Raw genomic sequence first — 18579 nt, 5'->3', positions numbered from 1 at the left:
TGTACATTACGGTTATCGATTAAATTAACGTTTTACCATTGATAACCTACCCCTACTGCGACACCTACATCCCCTTGCGTGGTCGTGGTCCCTTGCAGTTTGGTCACCCACTTGCCGTTGTCGGAAATGGTTGACACACCCATTGCTACTGCACCCTGGCTACCGTAGCTGGCGCCACCCATGCTGAACATGCTGGCCCCTGCTGAGTATGGCTGTGGCATACTTGCCATCGCCATCGCACCGGCAATCCCGCCTTCCAACTTGTCGTTTTGCTTATCAACCTGGTTTTTCAGGTCGCTAAACTTGCTGTTGGTATACTCTTTCGACTCGTTGATACCGCTGGTCAACTGGTTGACGTTAACGCCATCCGTGCCTTTGGTACCGGCTGCCACGTTGGTGATCTGACGTTCGTTACCGGCAGAACCGACAGACACGCTGTTGGTTCTATCCGCTACCGAGCCAGAACCCAGAGCGACCGAGTTCTCCGCAGTGGCAGAAGACCCGTTACCCAACGCGACTGAGTTGGCACCAGAGGCTGTGGACGACGTGCCCACCGCCATGCTGTTGTTACCCGACGCTTTGGAGCCCGCACCACCGGCAACCGAGTTATTACCCGTCACACTCGGTTTCGGCAGGTTGTCAGTATTCTTAACCTGGAACATGCCGTCGGTACCGTTTTGGATATTGGTGATATCCGTGCTGTTCTGCTTCACTGAGTTGTCGATATTGGTGATATCACCCGATACCTGCTTCAACTGAGCCAGGTTCACCGCATCGGTATCCTCAGTACCCGCAGCCACGTTGGTGATCTGGCGTTCCTTACCTTTGGAGCCCACAGAAACCGAGTTCATCCGATCCGCAACCGATCCAGCCCCCAGCGCCACAGCGTTATCCGCCGTTACGATGGCACCATCGCCAATTGCCGTACCGGTCTTACCGGTCACGCTGCTTGAACCACCGATAGCCACTGAATGGTCAGTGCTGGTCTGAGCATTGCTGCCCATGGCGATGGAACTCACACCGGAAGCTTGTGCATTACCCCCCACCGCAATTGACTCGGCGCTCACAGCTTTGGAGTCAGCCGCCGTTGAGTTGGCGTGGAAGTACTTGACCCCATTGTTAGTGATGTTGGTGATTTCAGTCTGCAAGCCAAACAGCTGCGAACCGTTCACCGCATCGGTACTGGTGGCACTAATATCCCCTGCAGCGACGTAGGTGATCTTGGCAGGGCCATTACCCATATGGTTGGCACTGTAAGCCCCTTTGCCCCCGTTGGCTTTGGCATCCCACTGCAACGCATCATCCTTCAACCCATTAATGTCATTGGTGTTGTTAGTGATATTGGTGGTGTTGATGGCCACCTGGTTATTGGTCTCGGTCAATTGAGAGTAGTTAACCGCGTCGCTTGGTGCTTTACCGTCCGCCACGTTAGTGATGGTGGTACCGCCGGTGTGCGTGCTGTTGTCGTAAGTGGTGCCGCCCAGGGTAATGTTGTTATGGGTGCTGTTGTCATACATCACCGCATCGGCAACCGCACCGGAGGTCACTTGTTTCAGCTGCGCGACGTTCACCGCATCTGCATCGTCCGCACCGGCAGACAGCCCGGTAATACGACGATCGCCCACGTTCACTTCACCCTTCGCAGTCCCGCCAACCAGATACGCCTGGTGAGACAAAGTGCTGCCGTTGGCCAGAGAACCTGCGCCCAAAGCGATACTGCCATCAGCACTGGCGACTGCGCCCATACCGATTGCTACTGCATCAATGCCCGTGGCGACAGAATCCGTGCCGGTAGAGTTGGCGTGGAAGTACTTGGTGCCCTTGTTGTTGATGTTGGTAACGGTATCACCCAGGTTGGTGATGTTGGTGTTGGTTTCGGTCAGCTGTGAATAGTTCACCGCATCGCTTGGTGCCTTACCGTCCGCCACGTTAGTGATGGTGGTACCACCGGTATGCGTGCTGTTGTCGTAAGTGTTGCCATCCAAGGTGATGTTGTTGTGGGTACTGTTGTCATATTTAACAACATCGGCAACCGATTCAGTGGCAACCTGTTTCAGTTGTGCCACGTTGACCGCATCCGCGTCGTCAGCACCGGCAGCCAACCCGGTAATACGACGATCGCCCACGTTCACTTCCCCCTTCGCTGTGCCACCTACCAGGTAGGCTTCATGTGCCAGCGTGCTGCCATCGGCCAGAGAACCTGCGCCCAAAGCAACGCTGCCGTCAGCACTGGCCACTGCGCCCATACCGATTGCCACTGCATCAATCCCCGAAGCCACAGAATCCGTGCCAGTTGAGTTGGCGTGGAAGTACTTGGTGCCGTGGTCGTTGATGTTGGTAACGGTATCGCCGAGGTTGGTAACAGTGTCACCCAGGTTGGTAACGGTATCGCCCAGATTGGTCACGTTGTTGTTGGTTTCGGTCAACTGCGAGAAGTTAACCGCGTCGCTTGGTGCCTTACCATCCGCCACGTTGGTGATAGTGGTGCCACCGGTGTGGGTGCTGTTGTCGTAGGTGTCGCCACCCAACGTTACGTTGTTGTAGTTCACCGTGCCGTCAGTATGCTTATCATACTGAACGCTGCCGCCTTGCAGGCCATCGATCGCCTGGTTGGTGGCAAACAGTTGTGAACCGTTCACCGCATCGGTGCTGTCACCATTCAGACGGCCTGCGGCCACGTTGGTGATAGTCCGTTCTGCGCCCACAGCTCCTACGCTGACCGAACTGGTCGGTGTAGTCCCGGCGAAGGCATAGTCTTTACCGTTGAGGGTCACACCCGTCGTTGCCACAGCAGCGCTGGCCGTAGAGCTATCGCCCAGCACGACCGCTCCATCCAATCCGGCGTCGACTTTCACGTTACTACCGACAACAAAGACTTTGTTGGAGTCAATAAGGTTGTCGTTACCCAGTGAATAGCTGTCATCACCGTTGACCACGGTTGGATCACCAATCGCCGCCGAGCGTGCACCATTAACGACGGTGCCGTAGCCCAGGCTGATTGAATGGCTCCCATTTGCCATTGCAGCCACACCAGTAGCAACCGATCCGTCTCCTCTCGCTGCGGCGTTGATACCTGCAGCAATTGAGTTGGCCCCTGTCGCGCCAGCGTTGTCGTAGTTGATATCGTGAGTGCCCGCATCATTAAAGCTGTAATAATGGTTCACTACGGCGGCCAACTGCTCCACGTTCACCGCATCCGTTGCGTCTGCACCAGCAGCCACCCCGGTAATACGGCGATTACCCACGTTCACTTCACCCTTCGCAGTCCCACCGACCAGATACGCCTGGTGAGACAAGGTGCTGCCGTTGGCCAGAGAACCTGCGCCCAAGGCAATGCTGTTATCCGCACTGGCAATAGCGCCCATGCCGATGGCTACCGCATCCAGACCCGAGGCTACAGAATCCGTACCGGTGGAGTTGGCGTGGAAGTACTTGGTCCCGGTGGTGTAGATGTTATTAACGGTGTCGCCCAGGTTGGTGACGCTGTTGTTGGTTTCGGTCAGTTGTGAGAAGTTCACCGCATCGCTTGGCGCTACGCCATCAGCCACGTTGGTGATAGTAGTGCCACCGGTGTGGGTGCTGTTGTCGTAGGTGTCGCCACCCAGAGTGATGTTGTTGTGGGTGCTGTTGTCATACATCACCGCATCGGCAACCGATTCAGTGGCAACCTGTTTCAGCTGTGCCACGTTGACCGCGTCCGTATCGTCTGCACCGGCAGCCAGCCCGGTAATACGACGATCGCCCACGTTCACTTCACCCTTCGCTGTGCCGCCTACCAGGTACGCTTCATGAGACAAGGTGCTGCCATCTGCCAGCGAACCGGCACCCAGAGCGATGCTGCCATCGGCACTGGCAATAGCGCCCATACCAATTGCTACCGCATCCAGACCAGAGGCCACAGAGTCCGTGCCGGTAGAGTTGGCATGGAAGTACTTGGTCCCGGTGTTGTAGATATTCTCTACGGTATCGCCCAGGTTGGTGATAGCTGTGGTGTTACCCGCGATATTGGTGGTGTTGATATCCACCTGATCGTTGGTCGCTTTCAGCTGTGAACCATTGACCGCGTCGGTGCTGGTATCCGTCAGGTCACCCGCAGCTACGTTGGTGATCTTGGCCGGGCCGTTGCCCATATGGTCGGCGCTGTAGGCATTCAGAGACGCATCCCACTGCAGGGCATCATCCTTCAACCCATTAATGTTGGTGGTGTTGTTGGCGATGTTGGTGGTGTTCGTCGTTACCTGGTTATTGGTTTCGGTCAGCTGTGAATAGTTCACCGCATCGCTTGGCGCTACGCCATCCGCCACGTTAGTGATAGTGGTACCACCGGTGTGCGTACTGTTGTCGTAAGTATTGCCACCTAGGGTAATGTTGTTGTGGGTGCTGTTGTCATACATCACCGCATCGGCGACAGAACCCGCAGCTGTGGCTTTCAGCTGTGCCACGTTGACCGCATCCGTATCGTCTGCACCGGCAGACAGCCCGGTAATACGACGATCTCCTACGTTCACTTCACCTTTCGCTGTGCCGCCGACCAGGTACGCTTCATGAGACAAGGTGCTGCCGTCTGCCAGCGAACCGGCACCCAGAGCGATGCTGCCATCGGCACTGGCGATAGCACCCATACCGATGGCTACCGCATCCAGACCCGAGGCCACAGAGTCCGTGCCGGTAGAGTTGGCATGGAAGTACTTGGTCCCGGTGTTGTAGATGTTGTCTACGGTATCGCCCAGGTTGGTGATCGCTGTGGTGTTACCCGCGATGTTGGTGGTGTTAATGTCCAGCTGATCGTTGGTCGCTTTCAGCTGTGAACCATTGACCGCGTCGGTGCTGGTATCCGTCAGGTCACCCGCAGCTACGTTGGTGATCTTGGCCGGGCCATTGCCTTTGTGGTTGGCACTGTAAGCTCCTGCACCGCCGTTCGCGGCCGGATCCCACTGCAACGCATCATCCTTCAACTCATTAATATTGTTGGTGTTACCCGCAATATTCGTGGTGTTGTTGGCGATGTTGGTGGTATTGGTCGCGATATTGGTGGTGTTGGTCTCAACCTGCGTACCCAGCGTATCGATAGACTGGTTAGTCGCAAACAGCTGTGAACCGTTCACCGCATCAGTACTGTCCGCATTCAGACGACCTGCGGCCACGTTAGTGATGGTACGTTCTGCGCCGACATCACCCACGCTGACGGTGCTGCTTGGGGTAGTCCCAGCAAAGGTGTACTTGTCACCGTTGATGGTAGTCCCAGCAGTTCCGACTGCTGCTGTCGTTTTAGAACCTGCACCCAGTGCCACATCGTTGTCATGCGTCGAGATAGCGCCCATACCAATCGCCACGGAATCCTGACCCAGCGCAGATGAATCTGTGCCGGTAGAATTAGCATGGAAGTACTTGGTGCCGTGGTCGTTGATATTGGTAATAGTGTCGCCCAGGTTGGTAACGGTATCGCCCAGGTTAGTCACGTTGTTGTTGGTTTCGGTCAGTTGTGAGAAGTTCACCGCATCGCTTGGTGCTACGCCATCAGCCACGTTGGTGATAGTGGTACCACCGGTGTGCGTGCTGTTGTCATAGGTATTACCACCCAGAGTGATGTTGTTGTGGGTGCTGTTGTCATACATCACCGCATCGGCGACAGAACCCGCTGCCGTGGCTTTCAGCTGTGCCACGTTGACCGCATCCGTATCGTCCGCACCGGCAGACAGCCCGGTAAGACGACGATCGCCAACGTTCACTTCACCCTTCGCTTTGCCGCCTACCAGATACGCTTCATGAGACAGCGTGCTGCCGTCTGCCAGCGAACCGGCCCCCAGAGCGATGCTGCCATCTGCGCTGGCAATAGCGCCCATACCGATGGCCACCGCATCCTGACCCAGCGCAGACGAATCTGTCCCGGTAGAGTTGGCGTGGAAGTACTTGGTCCCGGTGTTGTAGATATTCTCTACGGTATCGCCCAGGTTGGTGATATCGGTGGTGTTGGTCGCGATGTTGGTGGTGTTGATGTCCACCTGATCGTTGGTTGCCTTCAGCTGTGAACCATTGACCGCGTCGGTGCTGGTATCCGTCAGATCGCCCGCAGTAACGTTGGTGATCTTGGACGTGCCATTGCCTTTGTGGTTGGCACTGTAAGCTCCTGCACCGCCGTTCGCGGCCGGATCCCACTGCAACGCATCATCCTTCAACCCATTAATATCGGTGGTGTTGATATCTACCTGGTCGTTGGTGGCTTTCAGCTGTGAACCGTTCACCGCATCGGTACTGGTATCACTCAGGCGACCGGCGGCCACGTTGGTGATGGTACGTTCTGCGCCGACATCACCCACGCTGACAGTGCTGGTTGGTGCCGTACCGGCGAAGGTATAGCTATTCCCACCAATAGTGGCACCGGTGGTCGCCACGGCTGCAGCAGTCACAGAACCAGCACCCAGGGCAACATCATTGTCATGGGTAGAAATCGCGCCCATACCGATGGCTACCGCATCCAGGCCAGAGGCCACAGAGTCAGTGCCGGTAGAGTTGGCGTGGAAGTACTTGGTCCCGGTGTTGTAGATATTCTCTACGGTATCGCCCAGGTTGGTGATATCGGTGGTGTTGGTCGCGATGTTGGTGGTGTTGATGTCCACCTGATCGTTGGTCGCTTTCAACTGTGAACCGTTCACCGCATCGGTGCTGGTATCCGTCAGATCGCCCGCAGTAACGTTGGTGATCTTGGACGTACCATTACCTTTGTGGTTGGCGCTGTAAGCACCCGCACCGCCGTTCGCGGCCGGATCCCACTGCAACGCATCATCCTTCAACCCATTAATATCGGTGGTGTTGTTGGTGATGTTGGTAGTGTTGATACCTACCTGGTCGTTGGTGGCTTTCAGCTGTGAACCGTTCACCGCATCGGTACTGGTATCACTCAGGCGGCCTGCGGCGACGTTGGTGATGGTACGTTCTGCGCCGACATCGCCCACGCTGACAGTGCTGGTTGGTGTAGTCCCGGCGAAGGTATAGCTATTCCCACCAATGGTGGCACCGGTGGTCGCTACGGCTGCGGCGGTAACAGAACCGGCCCCCAAGGCGACATCGTTATCATGGGTAGAAATCGCGCCCATACCGATTGCCACCGCATCCTGACCCAGCGCAGACGAATCTGTACCAGTAGAGTTGGCGTGGAAATACTTGGTCCCGGTGTTGTAGATATTCTCTACGGTATCGCCCAGGTTGGTGATATCGGTGGTGTTGGTTGCGATGTTGGTGGTGTTGATGTCCACCTGATCGTTGGTGGCCTTCAGCTGTGAACCGTTCACCGCATCGGTGCTGGTAGCCGTCAGATCGCCCGCTGTGACGTTGGTGATCTTGGACGTGCCATTGCCTTTGTGGTTGGCGCTGTAAGCACCCGCACCGCCGTTCGCAGCCGGATCCCATTGCAACGCATCATCCTTCAACCCATCAATATCGGTGGTGTTGTTGGTGATGTTGGTGGTGTTGATGTCTACCTGATCGTTGGTCGCTTTCAGTTGGGAACCGTTCACCGCATCGGTACTGGTATCGCTCAGGCGGCCTGCGGCCACGTTGGTGATGGTACGCTCTGCGCCGACATCGCCCACGCTGACGGTGCTGGTTGGTGCAGTCCCGGCGAAGGTATAGCTATTCCCACCAATAGTGGCACCGGTGGTCGCTACGGCTGCGGCAGTCACAGAACCAGCACCCAGGGCAACATCATTGTCATGGGTAGAAATCGCGCCCATACCGATGGCCACCGCATCCTGACCCAACGCAGACGAATCTGTCCCGGTAGAGTTGGCGTGGAAGTACTTGGTCCCGGTGTTGTAGATATTCTCTACGGTATCGCCCAGGTTGGTGATATCGGTGGTGTTGGTTGCGATGTTGGTGGTGTTGATGTCCACCTGATCGTTGGTGGCCTTCAGCTGTGAACCGTTCACCGCATCGGTGCTGGTAGCCGTCAGATCGCCCGCTGTGACGTTGGTGATCTTGGACGTGCCATTGCCTTTGTGGTTGGCGCTGTAAGCACCCGCACCGCCGTTCGCAGCTGGATCCCACTGCAACGCATCATCCTTCAACCCATTAATATCGGTGGTGTTGTTGGTGATGTTGGTGGTGTTGATATCTACCTGGTCGTTGGTGGCTTTCAGCTGTGAACCGTTCACCGCATCGGTACTGGTATCACTCAGGCGGCCTGCGGCCACGTTGGTGATGGTACGTTCTGCGCCGACATCGCCCACGCTGACAGTGCTGGTTGGTGTAGTCCCGGCGAAGGTATAGCTATTCCCACCAATGGTGGCTCCGGTAGTCGCCACGGTAGCGGCGGTAACAGAACCGGCACCCAGGGCAACATCATTGTCATGGGTAGAAATCGCGCCCATACCAATCGCCACCGCATCCTGACCCAATACAGACGAATCTGTACCGGTAGAGTTGGCGTGGAAGTACTTGGTCCCGGTGTTGTAGATGTTGGTGACGGTATCGCCCAGGTTGGTAATATCGGTGGTGTTGGTCGCGATGTTGGTGGTGTTGATATCCACCTGATCGTTGGTTTTCTTCAACTGTGAACCGTTGATTGCATCGGTACTGGTGTCAGTCACATCCCCCGCGGCTACGTTGGTGATCTTGGCTGGACCATTACCCATATGGTCGGCACTGTAGGCATTCAGAGAAGGATCCCACTGCAACGCATCATCCTTCAACCCATTAATATCGGTGGTGTTGTTGGTGATGTTGGTGGTGTTGATATCTACCTGGTCGTTGGTGGCTTTCAGCTGTGAACCGTTCACCGCATCGGTACTGGTATCGCTCAGACGGCCAGCCGCCACGTTGGTGATGGTACGTTCTGCGCCGACATCGCCCACGCTGACGGTGCTGGTTGGCGCCGTACCTGCAAAGGCATGAGGGTTGCCGCCGATGGTAGCACCGGTGGTCGCCACGGCTGCAGCGGTAACAGAACCAGCACCCAGAGCCACATCGCCTACGTTGTGAGAAATAGCACCGGTACCGATCGCCACGGCAGACTCACCGTTTGCCGTCGCACCCACACCTTGGGCAAGGCTAGACTCGCCCGCAGCATGGGAATTATTACCCATAGCCACAGAGCCTTCGCCTGCTCCGTTAGCACCAATACCCGCAGCCAAGGCATTCAGCCCGGTTGCGCCGTCGTTATTATAGTTGGCCCCCTGTACACCGTTGTCATTGACGCTGTAGTAATGGGTTTTATTATCGTCGATAGCCTGGTTGGTTGCTGCTAGTTGCGAACCATTGACCGCATCAGTACTGGTACTGTCAACGCGCCCAGCGGCCACGTTGGTAATGGTACGCTCTGTGCCCACATTACCCACACTGACGGTGCTGGTTGGGGCAATACCGGCGTAATCATAAGTTTTTCCTGCGATTACACCCGTTGGGGTTGCAACGGTTATATCGCTAACGGACTTAGCACCCAATGCAACATCGTTTTCATTCTGTGCGTTTGCAAACCAACCCAACGCTACAGCGCCATCTCTCCTGGCAGCACTCCATGTGCCTATCGAGATACCATTTGCTGATTGGGCTGCAACAAAGTTCCCTTGACCAATGGCAATACTGCTATAACCGTATGCTGCGTTACCTGTACCCAACGCAATAGAACCATCTCCAGTCGCTGTAGAAGTGGCACCAATAGCTGTGGAGTTTGGCCCAAAAGCCCTGGCTCCTGAACCTACCGCCGTCGAGAGACTGCTCCCTGTAGCTTGCGAGGAAACACCAATAGCAATGTTGTGATCCCCACTTGCCACGGCTTGATGACCAACCGCCGTGGCAGAGATGCCAGAAGCTTCTGCCTCTACACCTGCGGCCAGAGCACCCTCGCCGGTTGCACCGTCGTTATTGTAGTTGGTAGTCTGCGCACCGTTATCGTTGACGCTGTAGTAATGGGTTTTATTGTCGGCGATCGCCTGATTGGTGGCTGCCAGTTGTGAGCCGTTGATAGCATCGGTGCTGGTGGTACTGACACGGCCAGCAGCTACGTTGGTGATAGTACGTTCAGCCCCCACTGTACCCACGCTAACGGTGCTGGTTGGTGTAATACCGGCGTAATCATAAGTTTTCCCTGCGATCACACCCGCTGGGGTTGCAACGGTGGCGCTGGTAATAGAATTAGAACCCAATGCGACATCGTGTTCATACATTGCATGAGAATTCCAACCCAGTGCAATTGCAGCGTCACTGTCGACGCTACTCCATGCGCCTATCGCAATACCACCAACTGACGTGGCGCCAATAACATTCCGTTCACCAATGGCGATACTGCTATCACCGTATGCTGCGTTGCCTGTACCCAACGCAATAGAACTATTTCCGGTTGCTGTAGAATTGGCACCAATAGCGGTGGCATAACTCCCATTCGCTCTGGATCCAGAGCCTAGCGCTGTCGAGTAACTGTTCCCAGTAGCTTGCGAGGAATAACCGATAGCAATGTTTTGCGGCCCGTTTGCCAAGGTATTATAACCAACCGCCGTGGCATAATCGCCAGCCGCCGCCGCCCCTGCCCCCGCGGCCAGAGCATTCGCGCCGGTTGCACCGTCGTTATTGTAGTTGGTAGTCTGCGCACCGTTATCATTCACGCTGTAGTAATGGGTCAACCCCGAAGCGACAGATTTCAATTGGGATACGTTAACCGCATCGGTGTCTTGTGCTCCCGCAGCCACGTTGATGATGCGGCGCTCATTACCCGCTGAACCAATAGAGACTTCGCCTACCGGTGCAGTACCCGCCAAGGTAAACAAGCTATTTGGATTATAAGCCGCGCTTGCCAGAGTGCTGCCATCTGATACGGCACCGGCACCCAATGCAACATTATTCTTACCGCTTACAGCGGTGTTTTTACCCACAGCAATACTGTTGTCTGCCCCGGTAGCAACACGTGCAGAAGTACCGATGCCAACGGCATCTTTGGCCTGGTTTTGCACATCGTAACCCAAGGCAACGCCATCAAGCGCGTTAGCTTGGGCACCTTGCCCCAACGCCAAGCTATAGTTGCCTGCGGCAATACTGTATTGACCCGCAGCAATACCACCCACGCCAGAAGCCGTTGCCCGGTTACCCATGGCAAGAGAATAAGCGCCGGTACTTTCTGAAGACATACCTAGTGCGGTACTACCGCCGCCGCTAGCTTTTGAGAAATAACCCACCGCAGTGTCAGCAGTTTTAGCTGCGGAGGTATATACCCCCAGAGCGGTAGAGTTTTGGCCGCCAGCATACGCACCGTAGCCATAAGCGGAAGCGCCACCAGAGCCTGCAGCATGGGCATTGTCCCCTACCGCCGTGCCAGCACTTTGATCGGCAAGTGCCTGGTAACCAATGGCAACGCCAAAATCACCAGAGGTTTTCGCGGCATTACCAATGGCTACGCTGCTGGCTAAAGTCGCCTGGGCACCATAACCGATGGCCACACTTTGATCGCCACCGGTGCTGGAAGCACGCCCTATAGCCACGCTGCCTTGTCCTGCTGCATTATTCAATGAACCGACTGCGGTTGCATATAAACCGGTGGCTGAAGAACCGTCGCCCAATGCGGTAGAGCGGGCTCCGGTAGCGCTAGTGTTATTACCAACAGCGGTAGACCGCTCACCAGCCGCCGATGCATTACTACCGATGGCCGTAGCAAGACCTAACCCTGAGGAAGCAGTACCATCGGCGACAGCCCCGCTTCCAATCGCGGTGTTAGTTGCCATGTTAGTATCCGAAGCTGCGGTGCCACCGTTGAGAACATTGGTAGGGTTAACGGTCCAGGCTTCTACCGGTTCAATACTGACCAGCGCCGCTGCAAACACACCAGCCATACTGCCTGCACGCATCAGTGCGCGCCGAGCACGGCGAGTACTGCTGCCATCTTTGCCCTTGCCTTTGGCCGACGCGAACTCGCTGGCGACAACCCAGGCTTGCTGCGCGGCACTCCAGACTAAACGATATATCGTATTCATAAGTTTGTTCCAATAAAAAGTATTTAGCACGCGTATTGCTTCGCGTGATTATGCTAATCATGTGTAATCAAAAAAGTTGATTCTCAGATTAGATTCCCTGGGTGTTGCTCACTTACTTTAATTTCCATGTAAAATCCCCCTTCACGTTACTAGCGTCTTACTAACAAATCAGACATGCTTTTTACGCCAAAAATTTCAAGGCGTTTATCTTATGGCTGGTGATAGCATTAACACTTTAATCACGTATTAAGGTGATATCGTCGAGTGAAGCCCTCGTTTGATATCGCTCGAGGCACTTAATTCTGACGTAGTTGATCTTCTTTTATAAAATTCATCACACCGGTATTGATTACCGCCCCCTTTAATCGCCGTCTTTGATGACTTGATTAAACGCAAAAAACCCCCTACCGGCAAACCAGGGAGTAAAAATGTGTTTTCTAATTTATAAAAAACACTGATAAAACCTACAGTTAAGTAATGAAGTATCATAGGAACATTCTCAACAAGGTATCGATAACGATACGTTTTTCCCTGTTTAATTACCTTTACCGGTGCGAACTTGGTAGCGGCGACTCAGACCCACTGCGCTCACTGATCCTAGCCTCCATGTAAAACCGGCCTTCACGCCATTAGCGTCTGATTAATAAATCAGACATACTTTTCACACCCAATTTTTTCAAAGCGTTTATCTTATGGCTGGTTATCGTTTTAACACTTCGATTACGTGTCAAGGCAATATCGACGAGAGAAACGCCTTGTATAATGTCGTTCAGGGTACTTAATTCTGGTGTAGTTAACTTTCTTTTATAAAAATCATAACAACGAAACTGACCACAGCGCTCAGCCGGTAAGTTACTGCTCATTGCTGATTCTATTCTTCTGATAAAAACGAGGAATTGATGCCTAAACAAGTTAATCTCGACATCCTTATCGATACAAACGATTGATTCATCCTGAGTGTCATTCATTAACGTCGTCAGATATTTTTTATCATGCAGAAAAGCACAATGGGTGGTCACTTCCTCATCGCTAAACTGCTGAGAAAGACTTTCAAAAAGCTTGACCAAATCAAAGAAGTTACCGCAACTATCAATAACAACGCCGTTGTAACAGGGGTTATCATTCAAGTGAGACCTAAAGGCCCGGTAGTCGTTAAAAAAGACCAGCTTTACCTCAGGTAAAAAGCTACCCTCCCTTTTTAACCTTGATGAAACATACAGTAACGCCTGTCTGAGATAGTAGTTACTGGTAACACAAGCAATCCTTACCTGGTTCATAATCAAGTCCGTTTTATTGATGCTGCCCTAGCCCTGAAGAAACGCCGGTTGTCCCGTTTTTCCAAGCTCTCCGGCCAGATGTTGTCTTACCACCCTTTGAGACTGAGGTTATTAGATAGGAACAAACTTAGATAAGCTGTAAGACAAGGTTGATACTTTCTAGGAAAATTCTCTAAAAAATATTTTTAGTCAATAAAATCATAAGGATAATTAAAATGTATGTTTTATACACCTCAATGCTAATTAGGATTCATGGTCGGTTTCACGTTGTTATTCTGAATTCAAAAATAAAATAGCAATCAAAGTAGGAGTTATTATCACTGACCTTAAGTATAAACAACATGGTTACTCTATAAGTGTAACGTTTGGTTAACTTAATATCATTGATTGGCGGGATGATGGGTAGCCACCCCCGAAAGGGTGGCAAATGCTTACAGCATGGAAGGGACTAGCGGGGGAGATTACTTAAACCAACCAAACACGGTGTTGATCAGCAGCGACGAAATGGTGAAGTCAGGGTCGGCAAAGGTCACACCATTGGCACCCAGGCCAGCGAACAGATGCAGAGTCAGCGCTGGGAACACGCACAACAGCAGGCCGTTGATGGTACTGGCAATGATAGCCCCACGGAACCCACCGGTCGCGTTACCGAATATCGCCGCTGCGCCACCGGTAATAAAGCTGGCCATAATACCGGGTACAATAATCGGCAAACCGATAAACGGGAAAATCAGGATACAGACCAGTTCCACCAGGAAACTGACCAGGAAGCCGATCAGGGTGGCATTAGGCGCCTTGGTAAACAGCACCATCACATCCACTGCTGGCACCGCACCTGGGGCAAACACTTTGGCAAACCCTTTGAACGCCGGCACGATCTCTGCGGTAAACATGTTAACGCCAGCCTTGGCCATATACAGGCCGCAAGCGAAAATCGCCGATTGTTCGAGTACAAAGATCAGTACGTTTTTATCCGCAGCCCCGGCACCATAAACCATGGCCATGGCGTCCTTAACCTGCGGTTGTGTGGCGAAGATGCTGGAGATGACCAGCAGGATTAACATCGTTAACAGCGTAGCGACGTTAGGCTCACGGATAAAGTCAAACTTGTTGCTGATCACCACGTGTTCGGTATCGTGCTTTTTATTACCGAACCATTTCCCCATATAAGAACCGATAATATAGGAGGAGATCGCCGCATGGGAAATAGCGTAATCGTTAGAACCGATAATATCCCGGCTGAACTTGCTCAATATATACGGCGATATGGCCATATAACAGCCAATGAAGATTGAAGCGATAGTCACGATAGCAACATGGCTGTAGCCCAGCTCGGCCAGCACCGCCGTCAGCGCAAAGGCCATAAACAGCACCAGATGCAGGGAAAGATAGATATTTTTAAAGCGGGTAAAACGCGCCAGCAAAATATTCAGCACCATCGAGAACAGCAGGATCACCGCCGCTGTTGCCCCCAGCTTATCAATGGTCGCTGCCATAATCGCTTCGTTGCTCGGCACCACGCCAACAATGTTAAATGCGTTAGAAAACAGTGAACTAAATGCGGTCAGCACTTTCATCAGAATGCTGCCACCGACCTTGATCATGGTAAAACCAATGAAGGAGAGCAATGTCCCGGTGATAATCCTTGAAATCGGTGCTCGTTGAAAAATCAGCCCCAGGAAAGCGACGATCGCAATGATAACCGATGGTGTTTTTACCAAACTAAGCAATATGTCCACGATATCCCTCATTATTTACATTATTTATGCAGGAAGGACGGATTTCTTGTTACCCAATAGATCCCAAGCCGCAGTTTGCTAGGGCAAAACGCGCCCTGGCCTACGGTGCTCTAGCTTGAAAGGTGAAGGGAGCAATGTGCCTTCGATGGGCACATTGATACCATGCTGGATTTTGTTTTACTCCCGGTACGTGATTGATTCGAGATCTCAATCACGAAAAATGAAACATTGTTTTATTTATGTAAAACACCTTTTCATTTTTAGTTTTACCCGATGAGGCGCCTTGTGAAAACGTTGACCATGATGCGTCTAACTGGCGAGCAGACCAGCGGTTTAGCTACTTGAGGCATAAGCTTATGCAAAAATGTCTTTTTACCTTCTTCACCCCGCCAACCCGCGCCAACCGGTGATCCAAGTGATTGCTCCCCTGTAGAAACAGTGTAACCACCGCAGATGGATTTATTCGCCGCTCATTGCTACGTAAATTGTGATCCCGATCACTCGTACAGCTGTCGTACGACGTGCATATTCACCTGAGATGAGCGCTACTATGTTGAATAATAAAGATAAACCTGCATCATCACCGTGGCTGGCGATCTTCTCGCTGACGGTCGCCTGTTTTGTCATGGTCACCACCGAGTTTCTGCCCATCGGGCTACTCACCAACATCGCCCCTTCCCTGGACGTCAGCACCGGTAAAGCTGGCCTGATGGTCACCATCCCCGGCGTGGTTGCCGCCGTGGCCGCACCGGTCCTAAGTCTGCTCTCTGGGCGACTCGATCGGCGGTTGCTGATGCTGGGCCTGTCCGCGCTGCTGATTATTTCCAACCTGGTTTCCGCGCTGGCGGTGAACTTCCCGATGATGCTGCTTGGCCGTGTGCTGTTGGGCGTCTGCGTCGGGGGATTCTGGTCTTTCGCCGCCAACTATGGCCGCCACCTGGTGCCGGTTGCTAGCCAAGGCCGGGCGACCGCGCTGATCCTGAGCGGCATATCGGTCGGTGCCGTCTGTGGCGTACCCGCAGGAGCATTGATCGGCGATCTGTTCGGCTGGCGTGCGGCCTTCTTTGGCAGCTCAGTATTAGCGGGTATCGTGCTGCTGGCACAAATGCGTCTGCTGACGTCGGTGCCAGCAAGCCGCCCGGTGACCCCGAGCGATCTACTATCACCGCTGCGCCTGCCAATGGCTCGTATTGGGTTAATCGCCATCGTGTTGCTGTTTGTCGGGCACTTTGCCGCCTATACCTACCTGCGCCCACTGTTGCAGCAGGTGTTTGTCCTTAGCCCTTCAGCGATTTCGCTGCAACTGCTTGCCTATGGCGCTATCGGCCTGCTTGGCACTTTCCTGGGTGAGCGGTTGGCGGAACATAGCCTGCGCGCCACCTTTATCCTGATCACCGCCATGCTGGCCAGCATTCTGATTGTTTCCCCTTTCCTCAGCGGGATCCCTGGTGCCACCCTGATGGTGTTGGTTTGGGGGCTAGCATTTGGCGCGGTGCCAGTCTGTGCCACCAACTGGATGTTTGCAGCGGTACCCCAGGCACCGGAGGCCGGGCAAGCCTTATTGGTGAGCGTGATTCAGATTGCTCTGGCCTCGGGCGCATTGCTCGGCGGGGAAGTGGTTGACTGGCAAGGCGTCAGCAGCGCAATGCTGTTCGGTGGTGCCCTGATCCTTTCGGCTATGCTGGTGTTCGGCTGGTCATTACGTAGCGGCATGATTAGCGTTAAGCAGCCATAATCATTATTCCCCTAGAGAAACATGCCCCGGAAAATTGCCGGGGCACATTATTGAGAGCGCTATGGATCACCATCTGCTAGCTATTCGCGTGTTTAATCGCGTGGTGGAAACCGGCGGCTTTACTCGTGCCGCCGATTCGCTGCGTATGCCAAAAGCCACCGTCACCAAACTGATCCAGAGCCTGGAAAACCACCTGCAAACCAAGCTGTTCCAACGCACCACCCGCAGCGTTTCGGTCACTTCAGAGGGAGAATGTTATTACCGCCGCACGGTAAAATGGCTGGCGGAGTTGGAGCAGATGGAAGGCTGTATGACCGAATCGCAATCCGCACCACAGGGTGTGTTACGCATTGATGCCGGAGGTTCCACCGCACGGTTGGTGCTGTTACCTGCACTACCCGAGTTTATCGCCCGCTACCCCCAGATCCAGATCGACCTTGGCGTGGGCGATCGCAACATCGATTTAATCAACGACAGCGCAGACTGCGTGATCCGCAGTGGTCCTTTAGCTGACTCCAGCCTGATCGCCCGGCGGTTGTTCGCATTACAATGGGTGACCTGTGCAACACCAGCCTACCTAGCCCGCCACGGCACTCCGCAGCACCCTTGCGATCTGGAGCAGGGATACCCGTTGGCGCACTATCGCCACGCACTGAACGATCGCATTCAGCCGCTGCAATTTGTCGATCAGGGCAAAACCATCGATATCCAGCACCGCTACCAGGTTAGCGTTAATGAAAGTAATGCCCATCTTGCCTCCGGATTGGCGGGCCTGGGCATCATTCAAATACCGCGTTTTATGGCACAGCCGCATCTGGACAACGGCGAACTGATCAGCCTGTTGGATAACTGGCAACCGCCGGATGAACAGATGTATGTGGTTTACCCTTCAAACCGCCATCTCAGTGCCAAACTGCGGGTCTTTATCGACTGGGCGGTAGAACGATTCCACTAGCCTGTCTGCGTGCGGTTTGTGGTAATATTGAGCGCAATATTATTCTGATCCAGTAGGTGCCCACATGGCATACATTCCAAAAAACTACGCGAGACTGGAAACCGGTTACCGCGAAAAAGCACTGAAAATCTTCCCGTGGGTCTGCGGGCGCTGTTCACGCGAATTTGTTTACTCCAATCTGCGTGAACTAACGGTGCATCACATCGATCATGACCACAGCAACAACCCGGAAGACGGTAGCAACTGGGAAATGCTGTGCCTGTACTGCCACGATCATGAACACTCCAAATACACTGAAGCCGATCAGTATGGCTCCACGGTGGTCGCCGGTGAAGATGCACAGAAAGACGTAGGGTTAGCCACACATAACCCCTTCGCCAATCTGAAAAACATGATGAAAAAATAAGACCGCAGATCACCATGAGTAGGAGCGACTGTAGGGGTCAATAATTGGGGGTGGAGGGGAAACTACGATCTCTGGCCAACCATTGATTATCCGGACGGGCGCAGCATGCAGCGCCCCTACGTTTTGAGTCCAGTGAGAAAATATCGGCCTTCTTCACTTCACAAGATAACAACCTGATAAGCTATTAACTTAGCCAAACCCAACACCTATCAGAATCCACGAACACACCTCAACCAAGCCGCAATCTATGCCGTAGGGGCGCCGCATGCTGCGCCCGGTGAGCAGCTTTACCATCAATCCTGGCTGCCTTCCCCTTCAATTAAAACTTATCAAGCTAGTAAGTTATTAAACAAATAAACACGCAAGTTGAGACTTTACCTACTTGGCAAGCCGCTGCCAATGGGGCATATTGTCGTCATACGCACTTGTTAACTCATTTAATTACCAACCTAGCAAGCGCATTAACTTATTAAGTTAGTTAATTGATAAGTTATCCGCTTGGCAACTTGAGAG

6 protein-coding genes are annotated in these 18579 nt (G+C 53.5%); 3 read left to right on the top strand and 3 right to left on the bottom strand.

Annotated elements, in window-relative coordinates; all coding sequences use genetic code 11:
* Positions 1-32: 32 nt before the first annotated feature.
* The 3 genes from WN53_RS28680 to WN53_RS16330 form a co-directional block, all read right to left on the bottom strand.
* A complete protein-coding gene (locus WN53_RS28680; protein ID WP_046808109.1) occupies positions 33-11954 on the bottom strand; it encodes a YadA-like family protein in 11922 nt (3973 codons plus the stop codon).
* A gap of 629 nt (positions 11955-12583) precedes the next feature.
* A complete protein-coding gene (locus WN53_RS28950) occupies positions 12584-13231 on the bottom strand; it encodes a LuxR C-terminal-related transcriptional regulator (protein ID WP_024485352.1) in 648 nt (215 codons plus the stop codon).
* 461 nt (positions 13232-13692) lie between these two features.
* Positions 13693-14970, bottom strand: coding sequence for a PTS ascorbate transporter subunit IIC (locus tag WN53_RS16330; protein WP_024485353.1), 1278 nt, complete (start codon positions 14968-14970; stop codon positions 13693-13695).
* A 550-nt stretch (positions 14971-15520) separates the two neighbouring features.
* Between WN53_RS16330 and WN53_RS16325 the strand changes: the two genes are divergently transcribed.
* The 3 genes from WN53_RS16325 (at position 15521) to yajD (ending at position 18066) form a co-directional block, all read left to right on the top strand.
* The gene (locus WN53_RS16325; protein ID WP_024485354.1) at positions 15521-16705 is read left to right on the top strand and encodes an MFS transporter; all 1185 of its coding nucleotides are present in this window, start codon (positions 15521-15523) and stop codon (positions 16703-16705) included.
* Positions 16706-16766: 61 nt separating this feature from the next.
* On the top strand, positions 16767-17660 hold the full coding sequence (locus WN53_RS16320) for a LysR family transcriptional regulator (RefSeq protein ID WP_024485355.1): 894 nt from the start codon (positions 16767-16769) through the stop codon (positions 17658-17660).
* A gap of 64 nt (positions 17661-17724) precedes the next feature.
* Positions 17725-18066 carry an HNH nuclease YajD gene (yajD, locus tag WN53_RS16315; RefSeq protein ID WP_021180444.1) on the top strand — a complete coding sequence of 114 codons (342 nt, stop codon included), beginning with the start codon at positions 17725-17727 and terminating at the stop codon, positions 18064-18066.
* The last annotated feature ends 513 nt before the right edge of the window (positions 18067-18579 follow it).

The organism is Serratia fonticola (assembly GCF_001006005.1).
GTDB classification, from domain to species: Bacteria; Pseudomonadota; Gammaproteobacteria; order Enterobacterales; family Enterobacteriaceae; genus Chania; species Chania fonticola.
This window is presented reverse-complemented; position numbering and strand designations above follow the sequence as displayed.